This window comes from Schaalia odontolytica (assembly GCF_009730335.1).
Classification (GTDB): domain Bacteria; phylum Actinomycetota; class Actinomycetes; order Actinomycetales; family Actinomycetaceae; genus Pauljensenia; species Pauljensenia dentiphila.
In genome coordinates, this window is sequence record NZ_CP046315.1 from 2,212,352 (window position 1) to 2,228,871 (window position 16,520).

The 16,520-nt window shown below is 64.6% G+C and carries 15 protein-coding genes and 3 tRNA genes; 4 read left to right on the forward strand and 14 right to left on the reverse strand.

What is annotated here, in order from left to right; translation table 11 throughout:
- Positions 1–53 precede the first annotated feature (53 nt).
- From FOC40_RS09650 to FOC40_RS09670, 5 genes are all read right to left on the reverse strand, one after another.
- Positions 54–971, reverse strand: coding sequence for a dihydrodipicolinate synthase family protein (locus FOC40_RS09650; protein WP_003793799.1), 918 nt, complete (start codon positions 969–971; stop codon positions 54–56).
- 2 nt (positions 972–973) lie between these two features.
- A complete protein-coding gene (locus FOC40_RS09655; protein WP_003793796.1) occupies positions 974–1,792 on the reverse strand; it encodes an ABC transporter ATP-binding protein in 819 nt (272 codons plus the stop codon).
- On the reverse strand, positions 1,789–3,837 hold the full coding sequence (locus FOC40_RS09660; protein WP_003793794.1) for a dipeptide/oligopeptide/nickel ABC transporter permease/ATP-binding protein: 2,049 nt from the start codon (positions 3,835–3,837) through the stop codon (positions 1,789–1,791). Before FOC40_RS09660 ends, FOC40_RS09655 begins: the two co-directional genes overlap by 4 nt.
- Positions 3,838–3,840: 3 nt before the next feature.
- The gene (locus tag FOC40_RS09665) at positions 3,841–4,794 is read right to left on the reverse strand and encodes an ABC transporter permease (RefSeq protein WP_034464742.1); all 954 of its coding nucleotides are present in this window, start codon (positions 4,792–4,794) and stop codon (positions 3,841–3,843) included.
- A 116-nt stretch (positions 4,795–4,910) separates the two neighbouring features.
- Positions 4,911–6,482: an ABC transporter substrate-binding protein gene (locus FOC40_RS09670; RefSeq protein ID WP_039929130.1), complete on the reverse strand. Its 1,572-nt coding sequence runs from the start codon at positions 6,480–6,482 to the stop codon at positions 4,911–4,913.
- A gap of 172 nt (positions 6,483–6,654) precedes the next feature.
- Here FOC40_RS09670 and FOC40_RS09675 point away from each other — a divergent pair, with 172 nt between their 5' ends.
- From FOC40_RS09675 to FOC40_RS09685, 3 genes are all read left to right on the forward strand, one after another.
- On the forward strand, positions 6,655–7,314 hold the full coding sequence (locus FOC40_RS09675) for a FadR/GntR family transcriptional regulator (protein ID WP_081445499.1): 660 nt from the start codon (positions 6,655–6,657) through the stop codon (positions 7,312–7,314).
- Between the two features lie 91 nt (positions 7,315–7,405).
- On the forward strand, positions 7,406–7,918 hold the full coding sequence (locus FOC40_RS09680; RefSeq protein WP_003793785.1) for a helix-turn-helix domain-containing protein: 513 nt from the start codon (positions 7,406–7,408) through the stop codon (positions 7,916–7,918).
- Between the two features lie 32 nt (positions 7,919–7,950).
- The gene (locus FOC40_RS09685) at positions 7,951–8,778 is read left to right on the forward strand and encodes an IS3 family transposase (protein WP_231125988.1); all 828 of its coding nucleotides are present in this window, start codon (positions 7,951–7,953) and stop codon (positions 8,776–8,778) included.
- A gap of 71 nt (positions 8,779–8,849) precedes the next feature.
- Here the strand turns inward: FOC40_RS09685 and FOC40_RS09690 are convergent, their stop codons facing one another.
- The 5 genes from FOC40_RS09690 to FOC40_RS09710 all read right to left on the reverse strand — a co-directional run bounded on the left by FOC40_RS09690 (position 8,850) and on the right by FOC40_RS09710 (position 10,527).
- Positions 8,850–9,866, reverse strand: a complete 1,017-nt coding sequence (locus tag FOC40_RS09690) for a sialidase family protein (protein WP_004565607.1) — start codon at positions 9,864–9,866, stop codon at positions 8,850–8,852.
- Between the two features lie 83 nt (positions 9,867–9,949).
- Complete coding sequence (rpmG, locus tag FOC40_RS09695) at positions 9,950–10,120, reverse strand: 50S ribosomal protein L33 (protein ID WP_003792256.1); 171 nt, start codon at positions 10,118–10,120, stop codon at positions 9,950–9,952.
- 54 nt (positions 10,121–10,174) lie between these two features.
- Positions 10,175–10,251: transfer RNA gene (locus FOC40_RS09700), tRNA-Met, on the reverse strand.
- A 27-nt stretch (positions 10,252–10,278) separates the two neighbouring features.
- Positions 10,279–10,351 (reverse strand) — tRNA-Thr (locus FOC40_RS09705).
- A gap of 91 nt (positions 10,352–10,442) precedes the next feature.
- Positions 10,443–10,527, reverse strand: a tRNA-Tyr gene (locus tag FOC40_RS09710).
- Between the two features lie 98 nt (positions 10,528–10,625).
- Here FOC40_RS09710 and FOC40_RS09715 point away from each other — a divergent pair.
- Positions 10,626–11,129, forward strand: coding sequence for a YajQ family cyclic di-GMP-binding protein (locus FOC40_RS09715; RefSeq protein WP_004565606.1), 504 nt, complete (start codon positions 10,626–10,628; stop codon positions 11,127–11,129).
- 65 nt (positions 11,130–11,194) lie between these two features.
- On the opposite strand, the gene htpX is transcribed toward FOC40_RS09715, so the two are convergent.
- From htpX to nuoN, 4 genes are all read right to left on the reverse strand, one after another.
- A complete protein-coding gene (gene htpX, locus FOC40_RS09720) occupies positions 11,195–12,073 on the reverse strand; it encodes a zinc metalloprotease HtpX (protein WP_004565605.1) in 879 nt (292 codons plus the stop codon).
- A 180-nt stretch (positions 12,074–12,253) separates the two neighbouring features.
- Positions 12,254–13,765 (reverse strand): FAD-dependent oxidoreductase, encoded by a 1,512-nt coding sequence (locus tag FOC40_RS09725; protein ID WP_004565603.1) that lies wholly within the window; start codon positions 13,763–13,765, stop codon positions 12,254–12,256.
- Positions 13,766–13,947: 182 nt separating this feature from the next.
- On the reverse strand, positions 13,948–14,961 hold the full coding sequence (locus FOC40_RS09730) for a polyprenyl synthetase family protein (protein WP_004565602.1): 1,014 nt from the start codon (positions 14,959–14,961) through the stop codon (positions 13,948–13,950).
- Positions 14,958–16,511 (reverse strand): NADH-quinone oxidoreductase subunit NuoN, encoded by a 1,554-nt coding sequence (nuoN, locus tag FOC40_RS09735; protein ID WP_004565601.1) that lies wholly within the window; start codon positions 16,509–16,511, stop codon positions 14,958–14,960. The genes FOC40_RS09730 and nuoN overlap by 4 nt, the downstream gene beginning before the upstream one ends.
- Between the last annotated feature and the right edge of the window lie 9 nt (positions 16,512–16,520).

The following is a 16,520-nucleotide window of genomic DNA, read 5'->3' on the forward strand; positions in this document are numbered from 1 at the left end:
CGCCCGAAGGCGCGCAATATGCGGAACGGAACTGCCCCGGCCTCGTCGACGTATCAGGAGAGCAGGTCAACCGCGCGCAGCACGGACGCGACATGCTCCATGTTGTCGCCCTCGATGGCGGCAACCGGGCGTGGCATCTCAGGCGAATCGAAGACGCCGAGCAGGTGCAGGGCGGCCTTGAAGGCGCCGACGCCCGCACCGAAGCCCTGCACGCCCTTCACCTGGACGATGCGCATGAGCTCCGCGAGGCGGTCCTGCTCGGTGCGCACGGCCTCCCAGTCGCGACGCTCGTAGGCCTGCCACTGGCGCACGTAGCCCTCGGGGTCCACGTTGGCCAGGCCGGGCACGGAGCCGTCCGCGCCGGACATGTAGGCGCCGTCAACAACGACCTCGTGGCCGGTGAGCAGCTGCATCGGGTGGCCGGCGGCCTCGTTCGCCAGGCACAGCCAGCGGAACGCGACGTCGTCGCCGGAGGAGTCCTTGACGCCGTCGATGATACCGTCGCGGCCCAGGCGCATGAGCAGGTCGGGCGACAGCTTCGTGTGCACGCACACGGGGATGTCGTAGGCCCACAGCTCGAGGCTGGTGTTCTCCTTGAGGAGGCGGAAGTGGCGCTCAACCTCGGTCTCACCGCCGAGGGCGTAGAACGGGGCGGTCGCGACGACGCCGGTGGCGCCACCGATCTCTTCCACGGCCTTGATGTTCTCGATGACGCGCTCAGTCTCGGTGTCGATGACGCCGACCAGGAGCGGGATGCGGCCGTCGACGATGCGCACGGCTTCGCGCTGGATCTGGGCGCGGCGCTCGGCGGTCGAGAAGGCGACCTCACCGGTGGAGCCGGACACAAACAGGCCGTCGAGGCCGGCCTCGATCAGGCGGTTGATGTGACGCTCAAGCGAGGGGACGTCAAGCTCGCCGTCCTTGAGCGGAATGGCCAGGGGCGGCACGACGCCGCGGATCTTCGAAGACATAATTACTTCTCTCCTTCGAGGTTGGGATGCAAGAGCGAGGGCGCAGCGCCCAGGAGCTTGCGGGTGTAGGGGTCCTCCGGGTCGGACAACAGCTGTGCGGCCGGCCCTTCTTCGACGACCTTGCCGCCGTTCATCACGGCGATCCGGTCAGACACGTAGCGCACGGTCTGGATGTCGTGCGAGATGAAGACCATCGCCAGGCCCAGTTCCTTCTTGAGGTCCGTGAGCAGGTTCAGGATCTGTGCTCGCACCGACACGTCGAGTGCGGAGGTGGGCTCGTCTGCGATGATCGCATCCGGGCCGATGGACAGGGCTCGGGCGATGGCCACGCGCTGGCGCTGGCCACCCGAGAGCTGTCCGGGAAGCGCGTCGAGCGCGCTCGAGGGAAGGCCAACGAGCGAGATCAGTTCGCGCACGCGCTTGGCTCGCGAGGCCTCGTCGCCGATGCCGTGCACGCGCAGCGGGTCAGCGAGCTGATCCTGGACGTGCATACGGGGGTTCAGGGCCGTCGCGGGGTCCTGGAAGACCACGGAGACGACGCGACCGATCTCCCGGCGGGCGGCGGCGCTACGCTTCGTGACCTCCTTGCCGTTGAAGAACACCTGGCCGGCGGTCGGCATCTGCAGGCCACACATGACGTTCGCGGTCGTGGACTTGCCACAGCCGGACTCACCGACGATGCCGAGCGTCTGTCCGCGCTCGATGCGCATGTTGACGCCACGCACCGCGTAGACCTTGTTGGGCTTGAACAGGGAGCCAGTACGCGAGGTGAAGGTCACCTCGACGTCCTTCAGTTCGATGATCGGGGTGTTGTCGCTCATCGCGTTTCCTCCTGACCGTTCATTTCCTGCGCGAAGCCATCAGCCTCGTCGCGGGGCGGCAGAGCCGCGTACACGTGCTCGGGACCGACCTCGGTGAGGACCGGGCGGATGTCCAGTCCGTAATCGGGGTGCGAGGACCGCGGTGCGAAGCGGTCGCCCACGGGGAAGTCGCGAGGCGAGGGCACCGTGCCGGGGACCTGGTGGAGTCGGCCGGAGCCGGACTCGATCGAGAGGACGGCGCCCAGCAGGCCGCGCGTGTACTCGTGGGTCGGGTGCGTGAGCAGTTCCTTGGTGGGGGCCTGCTCGATGACCTGGCCGGCGTACATGACGGTGATGTGGTGTGCCACCTCGGCGACGAGCGCCAGGTCGTGGGACACGAAGATCATGGCGAAGCCGAGCTTCTCGCGCAGCTCGTTGAGCAGTGCGATGACCTGCTTCTGGACGGTCACGTCCAGAGCGGTGGTCGGCTCGTCCGCGATGATGAGCTTCGGGTCGCGGGTCAGGGCCATGGCGATGAGAACACGCTGACGCTGGCCGCCCGAGAGCTCGTGCGGGTAGGACTCGAGGGTGCGCTTGGGATCCAGGCCCACGAGCTCAAGGAGCTCCTCGGCGCTGCGGGTACCACCGCGGCTGGTCAGCTGCTTCATCTGAGCCTTGATCAGCATGGCGGGGTTCAGGGACGACAGGGCGTCCTGGTAGATCATGGCCATCTCGTGACCGAGCAGCGCGCGGCGCTCCTCGGCCGACTTCTCGAGCAGGTTCTCACCCTGGTAGAGGATTTCGCCCGTGATCTGCGCCTTGGGGTCGATGAGGCCCATGATGGTCAGGGCCGTGATCGACTTGCCGCAGCCGGACTCGCCCACGAGGCCCATCGTCTCGCCGGGGCGGACCTTGAAGGACACGTGGTCGACGACGTTGACGTCGCCGTGACGCTCGAACTTGATGCACAGGTCGTTAACCTCAAGCAGCGGGGTCTTCTCCAGGTGCGCCTCGAAGCGGTCGGTGCGCTTGCCTTCGACGGACTCAAGGTCGTCGAGGCGGGCCTGCAGGGACTCGGCCTGCTCGGCGTAGGCGCGGCGCGGGTCGAGGAGGAGCTTGTCGGCCTCGCGGTCGGTATCCTTGTCGACCTGAGCGACTGCCGCAGACGCGGGAGCCGCCACCATGGCGTCGGTGATGCCCTCAGACAGAATGTTGAGGCACAGGACCGTGATCATGATGAACAGGCCCGGGAAGAACGCGGTCCACCACTTGCCCAGCAGAACCGACAGGTTCGACGAGGCCTCGGACAGGACGTTGCCCCACGTGGCTACGGTGGTCGCCTGGAGGCCCGAACCGATGAAGGTCAGGGAGGCCTCGAGGATGATCGCGTCGGCGACGAGGACGGTCGCGAACACGAGCACCGGGGCGGCCGTGTTGCGCATGACGTGCTTGGTGAGGATCCACGGAGCGCGGGCGCCGGAGACGATCACCGCGCGGACGTAGTCCTCACCGTAGGCGGCCATGACGTTCGCGCGAACGATGCGCGACAGCTGCGGGATGTAGACGAATGCGATCGAGCAGATGATAACGATGACCAGGCCGAAGGTGTTGCCGGACTTGGACAGCGTGCGCCCAAAGACCAGGACGGAGACAGCCGCCATGGCGATGCCGGGCACCGCCATCACGATGTCCATGACGCGCATGATCGCTTCGGAGAAGGACTTGCGCACGACCGCTGCGATCGAGCCGATGATCGCGCCGAAGAAGAGGGCGATCAGGGTCGAGCACAGACCGATCATCAGCGAGTAACGTCCGCCGAACAGGACGCGAGCGAAGATGTCACGGCCGACGTGGTCGGTTCCGAACAGGTGCTCACCGGAAGGGGCGCTCCACTTGTCGAAGATGTCATCGGGACCGTAGGGAGAAACCTGGGGCGCCAGGATCGAGACGAGGACGATGAGGACAAGGAGGCCCATCGCGATCTTCGATCCGGTGGACATCGCACTGATGCGCGAGAAACGTGCGCCCTTCGCGGTGACCTTGCCGAGCTTTTCTTTCTGATTCATGCCTCACACCGACCTAATACGCGGATTGATGAGCAGGTAGAGCATGTCAACGATGATGTTGACGACGATGAACGCGATCGCGACGACGAGCGCGCCACCCTGCACCAGGGTGACCCAGTTTTCCTGGATGCCCTTGAGCAGGACCGCCTTACCCATTCCATCGATGGAGAAGATAATTTCGATGACGACCGCGCCACCCATCAGGTAGCCGATGCGCAGGCCGAGGACGGTCACGGGGGTGATGAGCGCGTTACGCAGCACGTTGCGGGCCACGACGATGCGCTTGGGGATGCCGGCGCCGACCGCGGTGCGGACGTAGTCGCGATCCAGTTCCTCAACCATTGAGGTACGCACGACTCGCGTCATCTGACCGATCACGGGAACTGCCAGGGCGATAGCCGGAAGGAGCATCCGCAGGAACCAGCCGCTCGGATCTTCGCTGAACGCGGGCAGAGGGCCGGAGACCGGAAGCTTCTGAACAAATCCGAGGACCAGCAGCGCTGCCAGCCAGAAGGACGGAGTGCCGATGCCGATGACCGAGAACACGCGGATGACCTGGTCGGGCCAGCGATCGCGGTACAGAGCGGCGAGAACACCGAGGGGGAAGGCGATGATGACGGCGAAGAACAAGCCGAGGAAGGTGAGCTGCAGGGTGATCGGAAGAGCCTGAGCAACCAGATCGGTCACGTGGTTGGACGTGCCAACGCCGTAGGTGCCGAGGTCGCCGTGGAGCATGTTCCACAGGTAGTGACCGTACTGAACGAAGAAGGGGTCGTTGAGACCGTGCTGCACACGGTACTCTTCGAGAGCTTCGGGGGTCGCGGTCTCACCCAGTGCCGAGTAGGCCGGGTCAATGGGAGACAGCGACATGATGAAGAAGACGAGGAAGGACACGCCGACCACCATGATCGGCAGGGCCACCAAACGTCGTCCGATGAGTCGCAGAAGGTTATTCACTGCTAGACCTCCATTTCAACGGATTTTGGCAATAAGAAAGGAGGGGTGGCGCCCAACTGTGGCGTCCGCCTCAGGGTGGGGCTCCACCCCTCCTTTCTTCGTGGTCCCTAGGGGACTTACTTAGCGCTCACACCGAGCAGCTGCAGGCCGGTGGAGGAGATCGGCTGGAATCCTTCCACCTTCTGGGGGTTGGAACCGGTGATCATGTTGCGGAACACGAGCGGGAAGATCACGGTCTTCTCAGCGAGCAGATCCTGAGCCTCGCCCCACTTGGCCTTGGCGGCGTCACCGTCGAGCTGAACGGCCTCGTCCATGATGGACTGCAGCTTGTTGAAGGACTCGGGGTCCGAGGCCTGCCAGCCGTCGCGCTTCTTGGTCCAGACGTTGTCGCCGTTCCACCACGAGATGATGATGCCGGGGTCGGTGCCGAAGACCGAGGGGTCGCCGGGGGCCAGGACGATGTCGTAGGTGGGGTTGTCAACGTCGGTGACGTTGGCGTAGAGGTCAGACGAAGCCATCTGAGTGTGGTTGACCTTCAGACCCAGGGCCTCCAGGTCGGACTTGATCTGGGGAACCAGCGAGAGGACCCACGGGTGGTCCGTCGACACCAGGTTCACCTCGAGGCCGGAGACGCCAGCGTCGCTCAGGAGCTTGGCGGCGGCGTCCTTGTCGTAGGACAGATCGGTCGAGGGCTTCTTGTAGGCGGGGTTCGCCTCGGGCAGGAAGGAGGTCGCTTCAACGGCCTGGCCCTCGAGCGAGGAGCTGATCAGCTTCTGCTTATCGACGGCCTTGACGATTGCGCGGCGAACCTCGGGCTTGTCGAAGGGAGCCTTCTGCGTGTTGAACATCAGGAAGGGGTTGCCGTAGCCGGGCTTGGACTCAACGTTCCAGCCAGCGCCCTTGAGCTGATCCTGCGCGGAGGCGGGAACGGCTTCCATGATGTCGACGGTGCCACCGATGGCGGCGGCGAGGCGGGCGGAGTCATCCTTGAGGGACTGCCACTTGAGGGTGGCGACCTTCGCGGGCTCGTTGCCGGTGTAGTTCTCGTTCGGAACAGCGGTGATCTCGGTCGCCGTGATGTTCTCGTACTTGTAGGGGCCGGTGCCGATCGGCTTCGCCTTGAGCGAGTCTTCGTCCATCGACGCGGGGACAACGCGGACGTTAACGAAACGCTCCTTCAGGTTGGCGAAGGGGTGCTTGAGCTTGATCGTGATGGTGTTGTCGTCCTTGGCTTCGACGGAGTCGACGAAGGTGAAGAACTGACGGTAGATCGACTTCTCGGAGGTCGCGCGCTCGTAGGAGGCCACGAAGTCGGCGGCAGTCACGGGGGTGCCGTCGGAGAACTTCGCGCCGTCGCGCAGCTTCACCTCGTACTCGGTGTCGGAGATCTTCTCCGGGTCACCGGCGGCCAGCGCGGGACTGACCGAGTAGTCGGCCATGTTGAAACGGTACAGGCCCTCGAGGACCTGCCAGTTCGCACCCATGCCGAGAGCCGAGGTGGTGATCGGGCCGTAATCGGTGGTTTCGTAGGCGACACCGGCGGTGATCGTACCCTTCGGTCCGTCGGAGGCCTTCGAGCCGCCGTCGGTCGACGTGGTGGTGGAAGATCCGCCGCCGCACGCGGTCAGGATCATGGCGGCAGCTGCGGTCAGTGCAGCGCCGGTTGCGAAGTGTTTGCGCATTCGCATGTTCTCGCTCCTCATCTTCGAGAATTGGGACGTGCGGTTCTGTTGTTCCGCTCGCTATACTAACTCTATGTTGTCTGACAAATTAGCGCAAGCGATATCACCACAATCGCCCCCAGAAACCAGCCATAACCGACCCGTACCGACACAGATTGACTCACGATCCTCGGTAACGATGGATGCGATCAAGTCCTATATTCTGCGACATGGATTACATCCGGGCGATCGCCTCCCGACAGAATCGGCATTATGTGCCGACCTTGGCGTTTCGCGCTCGTCCGTGCGAGAAGCTCTCCGACGTCTCCAGGCCCTCGATATCGTGACGGTCCGTCAGGGTTCGGGGTCTTACGTCGGCGAGATGTCGATGCAGCCGCTCGTCGAAACCCTCGTCCTGCGCGCCGCCCTCGACGAGATCAACGGCGCACAGTCCCTGCACGCGATCATCGACACGCGCCGGGCCCTCGACCTCGGGATCGCGGTCCCACTCACCCGGGCCATGAAGGGCACGACGAACCCGCACCTGTGGGAACTCGTCGAGGCGATGACCGAATACGCACACTCGGGTTCGACCTACCTGGAGCAGGACATCGCGTTCCATTCCGGCCTCCTCGCCTACGTCGAGAACGAACTCATGCACCAGCTGGTCGCCGCCATGTGGCTCGTCCATCAGAGCGTGACTCCTCAGCTGGCCGCAGCGTCGCGCCAGGAAATGGAAGACACCGCCGAGGCCCACGCAGCTATCCTGCGAGCCTGCGAGGCCGGCGACCTCGAGGCATACACCGCCGCCGTCGAGGCGCACTACGCCCCGCTCCTCGCGATCATCGAAGGTCGCTAGAGCGCACAGAAAAACCCGGAGCGTTGTGGGGGTGAACTGCCTCCCGTTTCTTGGACATCGAAATTGAAGTCCGGGGAATGGGAGGCTTTTCATGTCTGTGGATCTGCGGTTGAGGCATGATCGTTTGCTTCGGGAGCAGGCGGTGTCGATGTTTGAGAGGGGTTGTGGCTATGCTTTGACCGCCGGGAGGCTTGGTGTGTGTGCCGAGACTGTGAGAGAGTGGCAGAAGACATACCGCGCAATTGGGAGGAGCGGACTTTTGGCCATGGGAGTGAAGTACGCCAGATACGACTATGAGACCAAGGTCGCCGCAGCGAGGGCCGTGGTAGACGGCGGGATGAGTAAGCCTGAGGCGATGGTGCGCTTCGGTATTGCGAGCGCGACACCGTTGAAGCAGTGGTGCAGGCTGTACCGCGAGGGCGGCGCGCAGGCCCTTAAGCCTAAGCCCAAGGGCAGGCCGAAGGGGTCGGTGCGGGCGGTGCCACCAACGCGTGAGGAGGAACTCCAAGAGCGCGTGCGTAAGCTTGAGGCGCAGGTGGCGTACCTAAAAAAATCGATTGCCCTGAAGGCGCAGAGGCGCTCCCAAACCGGGACAAAGCCCTAGTGGTTGCCGAGCTTTCAGGGCATGGACACAGGGTGTGTGATCTCCTCGAGGTGGCAGGCCTTGCCAGGTCGAGCTACTACTACGCGCTGACTCACCCCCAGCAGCCAACCAGAGCGCAGCTACGTCCCAAGGTCGCCCAGATCTTTTCACGCACCCCCAACGGGTGCGGTCACAGGCAGATAGCCATGTGCCTGCGCGCTGAGGAAGGGGAGCGCATCGCCGACAAGACGGTCTTGAAGATGATGCGCGAGATGGGTCTGCGCTGCGGCATACGCCGCGAGAGGGCCTACCACAGGTACAACTCCTACAAGGGGGACGTGGGACACAGCTTCGACAACATCATCGGCCGCGACTTCAAGGCCGATGGCCCCTGGCAGAAACTGGGTACCGACGTCACCGAGTTCAAGCTCTCCTTCGGCAAGGCCTACCTCGCTCCGGTCTACGACTTTGCCAGCAAAGAGATCGTCGCGCACTCCATTTCGATGTGCCCCAACCTCGCCCAGCAACAAGAGATGCTCCAGATACTCATGGACGCCAAACCAGCAGGGGCCGAACCGATCTTGCACTCGGACATGGGATGGCAATACCAGCACGAAACCTACATCAGCACGCTCGCCGATAACGGTTTCATCCAGAGCATGTCACGCAAAGGCAACTGCATCGACAATGGCGCCACCGAGCAGGTCTTCGGACACCTCAAGGACGAATTCTTCCGCGGCCAGGACTGGCAGACCTTCGAGAGCTTCAAAGCCGACCTCGACGCCTACATCACGCACTGGAACACAACAAGACGCCAAGTAAAGCTCAAGGGCCTGACCCCGGCAGAATACCGGGATCAGGCCCTACAGGAAGCCGCATAACGGCTACCATTTAAAGCGTCCAAGTTTCGGGGCGCAGTTCAGGGCACGCGCACCGGGTTTTCTGTATCCACTTAGCGACGAACGGTAGCCTCCCACAGGCCGCGGTCGCGCTCGAAGACCACCACAGCCTCGTCCCCATCGACCGTCGCGTCGCTATACCCGAAGGCGCCTTCCCCGAAAGTAGCGACCACCTCGGCGTACACCTCGCCCTCCCACGGGGGCGTCAGGCGCACGATCTCACCGCAGGCTCGCGTATCCATCCTCCCGGGGTGTACGAAGAGCGCACCGATCATGCGCGCGTTACAGCCCGGGTCATCGAGCTCCCATAGGCGCCCACCGGCCCACGTGCGCCCGTCTCCCCACGCGAGGAAGCGCGCACCCGAGCCTCGCCCTTCGAAGCCCTGGAGACGACAGTTCGCAACGAGGCGACCGTCCCACACACTCAGCGTCGTCTCGTCGAGGAGCACTCCCCCGTCGCCAACAAGCGGGTCCGCCGCACCGACGAGGCGACCCGCGCGGGCGTACGCGACGCGCACGTGCGTCTCATCCCCCACGCGCACGACGTAGGGCAGAGCCACAGCCCCGTCAAGCGCGACCGTGCCGCCAGACGTCGCAAACAGCGCGTCGGCGCCCGTGAGCTCATAGAGCTCGTCCGTCATGTCCACATAGGCAAAGTCTTCTGGGCCACTCCCCCACGCCCACCAGGCGCGCAGTCGCTCGCCACCCGCACGCGAGTCCATGTAGCCCACGCGCCCATCCGTCGACGCGAACGCCAGATGCATGAGCCCGTCGCCGTCCACGCCGACACACGCATCCGAAGAGACGGGCGGGCCGCCGGCGGGAAGCGGGTGCGACTCACTCCACCGTCCCGAGCCCTCGCGTTCCATCCACAGGATACGGTTCGGATTCGGTAGATCCGAGGCCATCGTCAGCCCGTTGAAGTCAGATCCCGTGCCCGAGGCCGGGGCCGGCCGCTCGTCAAAGAAGAGGACGGTGCGCTCGTCCGCGAGCGTCACGAGGCCGGGGATGCGCGCCTCGCCCGCACCCTTCGGAGCGACGATGCAACAGAAGTCGACAGAGTCAGTCATATATGCAGGATAATCGAGACGCCCGCCCAGATACAAAGAACCCCGGGGAACCAGTGGTCCTCGGGGCTTTGAGACGGAAGCCGTCAGCGGGTCTCGCGGTGCGCCGTCGACTTGTGGCAGCGCGGGCAGTACTTCGCCAGCTCGAGACGATCCGGCGTGTTACGACGGTTCTTCTTGGTGATGTAGTTGCGCTCCTTGCACTCCGAGCAGGCCAGAGTGATCTTGGGGCGAACGTCCTGGGACTTGCTTGCCACGGTTGTTTCCCTCGCTTAGTTTCGTCGCTCACGCGACCTGTCGGATCAAAGAATTGGTAGCGGGGGCGGGGCTCGAACCCGCGACCTCACGATTATGAGTCGTGCGCTCTGACCAGCTGAGCTACCCCGCCGCCGGAAGCGGACGAATCCGCAACCGGAGCCCCGAAAGGGAATCGAACCCTTGACCTTCTCCTTACCATGGAGACGCTCTGCCTACTGAGCTATCGGGGCAACGCCGGAAAGCGTATCACATCTCCGACCGCCGAAGCAATCCCGGAGCCTGAGAATGACATCACAGGCGTTACTCACTGGGACCAGCGAGTGGTGGCAGGTGAGGGATTCGAACCCCCGAAGCACGAAGCGTCTGATTTACAGTCAGATCCATTTGGCCGCTTTGGTAACCTGCCGTGCGCCGCTCTCGCGGTGCCGTGAAAGAATAGCATTAAAATGATCCCGAGCGCCAATCGGAACAACGATTGGCTAAATTCCAACGAAAGGTGCACCCATGGCAGACTCCTCCTTCGACGTTGTCTCCAAGCTCGACCGTCAGGAGGTCGACAACGCCGTCAACCAGACCGCCAAGGAGATCGCCAACCGCTACGACTTCCGTGGCGTCGACGCCGCCATCACCCTCAGCGGCGACACGATCGCAATGGAGGCGAACTCCGCCTCCCGCGTCATGGCAATCCTCGATGTCCTCCAGTCCAAGCTGATCCGTCGCGGCCTATCCCTCAAGGTCCTGGACTACAAGGACCGCGAACCCAAGGCATCCGGCAAGCTCTTCAAGCTCACCTGTCCCCTCAAGGAAGGCATTCCCCAGGACACCGCCAAGAAGATCTCCAAGCTCATCCGTGAGGAAGGCCCCAAAGGCGTCAAGGCACAGATCCAGGGTGACGAACTTCGCGTTTCTTCGAAGTCACGCGACGACCTACAGGCCGTCATCGCTCTCCTGAAGGGCCCCAAGGGCGAGGAGCTGGACGTCGCCCTCCAGTTCGTGAACTACCGCTGAGCAAAGCGTCATACGGTGGCGGGCGGCCGGTTGATTCCGGCCGCCCGCCACCGCGTTAACAAGGCTTAATAGCCCGCAATCTTCTCCAGTCGCGCAATGCGCTGCTCCATCGGCGGGTGCGTTGAAAACAGGCGCATAACAGACTGCCCGCGGAAGGGGTTCGCGATCATCATCGCGGCCACGTTGCGCGTGCGCGGGGTGTCTTCCATCGGACGCCGGTCCGTTGCCATCTCCAGCTTGCGCAGCGCCGACGCCAGAGCCAGCGGATCCTGCGTCAACATCGCGCCATCCTCGTCAGCATCGAACTCACGCGTACGCGACAGCGAGAACTGGATGAGCATCGACGCAAAAGGCGCAAGCAAGCTGAGAACGAGCATGCCCACAAACCCCATGCCGCCGCTACCATCACGTCCATTACGACCACCAAAGAACATGAAAAACTGCGCGACCGACGCGATGACGCCGCCCATCGCCGCAGCAACGGACGTCGTCAGAATGTCGCGGTTATAAACATGCATCAGCTCGTGCCCCAGCACTCCGCGCAGCTCACGCTCATTGAGAATAGCCAGGATGCCCTCCGTGCAGCACACCGCCGCATTGTTCGGGTTACGCCCCGTCGCAAAGGCATTCGGCGTCAGCGACGGCGCCACCCAGATCGACGGCATCGGCTGCTGTGCGCGCGCCGCCAGCTCACGAACGATCGCGTACAGCTGCGGGTACTGCACCTCGCTCACCCGGTATGCACCCATAGAACGGAGCGCGATCGTCGCAGAATTCCAATACGAATAAGCCGTCTGGACGAGCCCAATGCCCGCGAACACAAACAACCACACGGCACGCCCCGTACCTGCGGCGATCATCGCACCAATAGCGAGCAACAGCGCCCACATGCCTCCCAGCAGGAGCGTCGTCTTCAGACCGTTGTGATAGTTGCGGTGCACCATACAGGCGATCCTATGGGGATTACCTGAGAAGCTGCTGAGAACCAGCCGAAGCTCCAATGGGAAATAACCATCTGCGCTCCACGCCACCAGGCGCACCAAGATCCGCCACAGCCCCGCTCCCCCACACAACGAGGCCGCGACCGGACAACCCGGCCACGGCCTCGCAACGATCAGGGACGCTCAGTTGCGGCGGCCTGGACCCGTGTAGTCATCGAAGCGCTCAGGGGCGCTCGGCACGCCCATTTCGCCCATCTCGCCGATAAGATCCGTTGCCTTCGGATCCACCTGTGCGCCGCGCGAAATATCCGTCATGGCGCGACGCGAGACGACCTTGATGCGCTCGCGCGTGCCGCGGCCGCCCGGAAGCTCGCCGTAGTCCTCGCCCAGAGCCTGCTCGTAGGCGTCCAGGAGTTCCCAGCCCTCCCACGTCGTGAACTCGACGCCACGGGACTCCAGGAGCGCCACCATGGCCTCATGGCCCACCTCGGCGGTGTTCGCGTGCAGACGGCCCTGTGAGGCGTCCTCCACGAGGTGGGAGATCGTCTGCTGGGCGTCCGACTTGGTTGAACCGATGAGGCCGACGGGGCCTCGCTTGATCCAACCGGTCGCGTACACGCCCGGGATCACGGGGGCGGACTCGTCCTTCGTAGTGTCACCCTCGATGACGCGTCCCTCAACGTTCGGCACGACGCCGGCGCGCTCGTCGAAGGGCAGGCCCGGGATCGGCGACGAGTAGTAACCCACCGCGCGGTACACGGCCTGCACGGGCCACGTCGTGATGACGCCCGTACCCGACACGCTGCCGTCGCCGTTCAGGGCGGTGCGCTCGGTGCGCAGAGCCTTCACGTGGCCGTTCTCGTCCGCGACGATCTCGACCGGGGCCTGGAACAGGTGAATGTGGATGCGACGCGAGGCCGTGTGCTCCTCCGGGTCCGCCATCGCGTAGCTCGTCAGGGTCTTGACGACCTGACGCTGCTGGTTCGACGCGCGCAGCGCCTCCTCCGAGCCCTCGTCGAAGTCGAAGTCCTCTTCCGAGACGATGACGTCTACGTCCGGCACCTTGCCCAGCTCGCGCAGCTCCAGCGGCGTGAACTTCACCTGGGCCGGGCCACGGCGACCGAACACGTGCACGTCGGTGATCGGATTCTCAGCAAGGGCCTCGGCCACGTTGGCCGGCACCTCCGTCTTGAGCATATCCTCGGCGTGCTTGGCCAGGACGCGAGCCACGTCCAGCGCCACGTTGCCGACGCCCAGGACGGCAACCTCGCGGGCCTTCAGCGGCCACGTGCGCGGGTAGTCCGGGTTGCCGTCGTACCAGGAGACAAAGTCTGCGGCGCCGTAGGACTCGGGCAGGTCCACGCCCGGAATGTCGAGCGGGTGATCGCGGTCCGCGCCCGTCGCAATGATGATCGCGTCGTAGTGGTCACGCAGGTCGTCGATCGTCACGTCACGGCCGACCTCGACGTTTCCGAGCAGGCGGATGTCGCCGCGCTGCAGGATCTTGTACAGCGCCACAATGATCTGCTTGATTCGCGGGTGATCCGGAGCGACGCCGTAGCGCACGAGACCGTAGGGCGCGGGAAGACGCTCAAACAGGTCGATGTTCACCTCGAGCCCCGACTTGGACAGAATGTCCGACGCGTAAATGCCAGCGGGACCAGCGCCGATGACGGCGACGTTGAGCGGTGCCAACCGATTTCTCCTTCTTCGTGACCGCGCGCGTGTGCGCGCACCTGGGCACTAAGTCTAGCGCCCGTTGCCAAGGGCAACCTTAGCTGAGATCCCTCACACACCTCAAGGGTCCCGGGCATACGACGAGACCGGGGCCAGCGACGCAATCACGCCCAGCCGAGCCCCGGCCTCGTTATCGACAATCAGACCAGGCGATCCACCATGAGGTTCGCAAACGCCTCCAGCGCGGTCTTCGCCTCGCCCTTGGGCAGCGGCGCCAGCGCGGCGACCGCGTCGTTCGCCCACGTGCGCGCGAGCTCGCGCGTCTCCTCAAGGACGTCGTGGCTGCGCAGCTGCTCGACGACCGAAGCCAGCGCCTCGTCCGAGGACAGGTCACCCGTCAGCTCGCGCAGGATGCGCGCGCCGGCCTCGTCGATCGTGCCTGCCGCCTCGCGGCGACGCAGAAGGAGGACGGGCAGCGTGTCCACGCCCTCGCGTAGATCGGTGCCGGGCGTCTTGCCGGACTGCTCGCCCGAAGACGCCAGGTCGAGCACGTCGTCAGCGATCTGGAAGGCCACGCCCACCTTCTCACCAAAGTCGCTCACCACGTCCGCCATCAGCTGGCCGGCACCCGACAGGAGCGCGCCGAAGGACGCGGCCGTGGACACGAGCGATCCCGTCTTATCCGCCAGGACCTGCAGGTAGAAGTCCACGCGATCGGCGCCGTCCGTCGGACCGAAGGTCTCGTTGAGCTGGCCCTCGCACAGACGCTCGAACGTGCGCGCGTGGTGCGCGACCATCTCGGGGCCCAGCGAGGCCACCAGCAGCGACGCACGAGCGAACAGGATGTCACCCGCCAGAATCGCGCGGTTATTGCCCCACAGGTGCTGAGCCGAGGGCACCCCGCGACGCGTGGGCGCCGAATCCATGACGTCGTCGTGGTACAGGGACGCCAGGTGCGTCAGCTCGACCGCCGTCGCAGCAGTGATAACTTGCTCGTCGAGTCCGCGCTCGGGCTCACCCAGCTGCGCACACACGAGGGTGAGCAGCGGACGCATGCGCTTGCCGCCCGCGACCGCGAGATGACGAGTCAGCTCGTCCGTCAGGTCACGAGACGAGGAAACGGCGTCGAGGAGACGACGCTCGACGACCTCGAGCCCCGGGGTAATACGGGACTCGAGGTCGGGAACATGAAGATCGGGTGTTTGAGCGCTCACGGGATCAGTATGACGATCTTTTCGAGCAGACTCAACACGGGACCGGGGAAGACGCCCAGGGCGAGCGTCCCAATCGCGCACACGGCGATCACCAGAGCGGACAGGCCCTCCGACTTCACCACGACGGACTCTTCACTAGGCTCAGTGAAGAACATCAGGCGCACGAGGCGGAAGTAGTAGAACGCGGTGATCGCCGAGGCCACGAGGCCCACGATCGCGAGCCAGCCGATGCCGCCCTTGATCGCGTCGGAGAAAACCACGAACTTCCCAATGAAACCACCCGTCAGCGGGATACCCGCGAACGACAGCAGGAAGACCAGCATGGCACCCGCGATCCACGGGTTGGTGCGGCCGATACCCGCCCACTTGCGCAGGCTCGTCGCCTCGCCCAGGACGTTGCCGTCCGCGTCGCGGCCGCGCACCAGCGTGACCACGCCAAAGGCGCCGACCGTCGCCAGGCCGTAACCGAGCGTGTAGAACAACACATGGCCCGTGCCGCCCTTCTGGATCGCAAGAATCCCCATCAGGATGAAGCCCACGTGGGAGATCGACGAGTAGGCCAGCATGCGCTTGACGTCATCCTGCACGAGGCCGGCGAAGGTACCGACGAGGATCGTCAGGACCGCGATGGCCGCGAAGATGTACAGGAAGTCCCAGTGCAGGTAGGCGGCGGCGACCGTGTAGAAGCGGATCATCGCAGCGAAGGCCGCGATCTTCACGGCGGCGGCCATGAAGCCCGTCACCGGGGTCGGGGCGCCCGTGTAGACGTCGGGGGTCCACGCGTGGAAGGGGGCAGCGCCCACCTTGAACAGCAGGCCCACCATCACGCAGAACACGCCCACGAGGACCATCCACTCCATGTTCGTGTGAGTGGAGATGGCCTCGGCCAGCGCAGAGATGCGCAGAGAGTTGGAGAAGCCGAAGAGGAAGGCGGAGCCCATCAGCAGGAAGCCCGAGGAGAAGGCGCCGAGCACGAAGTACTTGAGAGCCGACTCGTAGGACAGCTGGCGACGACGGCGGGCCGTGGCAGCCATGATGTACAGGGGCAGCGACATCACCTCAAGGGCCACGAACAGCGTCACGAAGTTATCCGCGGCGGGGAAGATCATCATGCCGCCCAGCGAGAACAGGGTCAGCGGGAAGATCTCGGAACGCTGGTAGCCCTTGCGCTCCGACAGCTCCTCGGCGGCCGAGTCCGGACGATCCGACGGCTGGCCGGCGAACGCGCCGTCACCGACGGAGGTGCGGTCGGCCATCACGAGGACGGCGAAGAAGCCGATGATGGCGAGTGCCGACTGAGCGGCAATCGTCAGCGGATCCTCCATGTACTCCCCCAGCGTCACCGGGGTCTCCAGGACGGGGACCCAGCGCAGGGCGAGCATGACGCACGCGCCGGCGGTCGCCAGGATCGACAGGGCGATCACGAGGGGGCGACGAGCCTTCGCGGGGGCGAAGGCCTCGACGAGGACGCCGAGGACCGCGCCGCCCAGCACGATGAGGATGGGCGCGAGGCTCACCCAGTGAACCTCGGGGGCCTGGAAGTTAGCCATGGGTAGAAC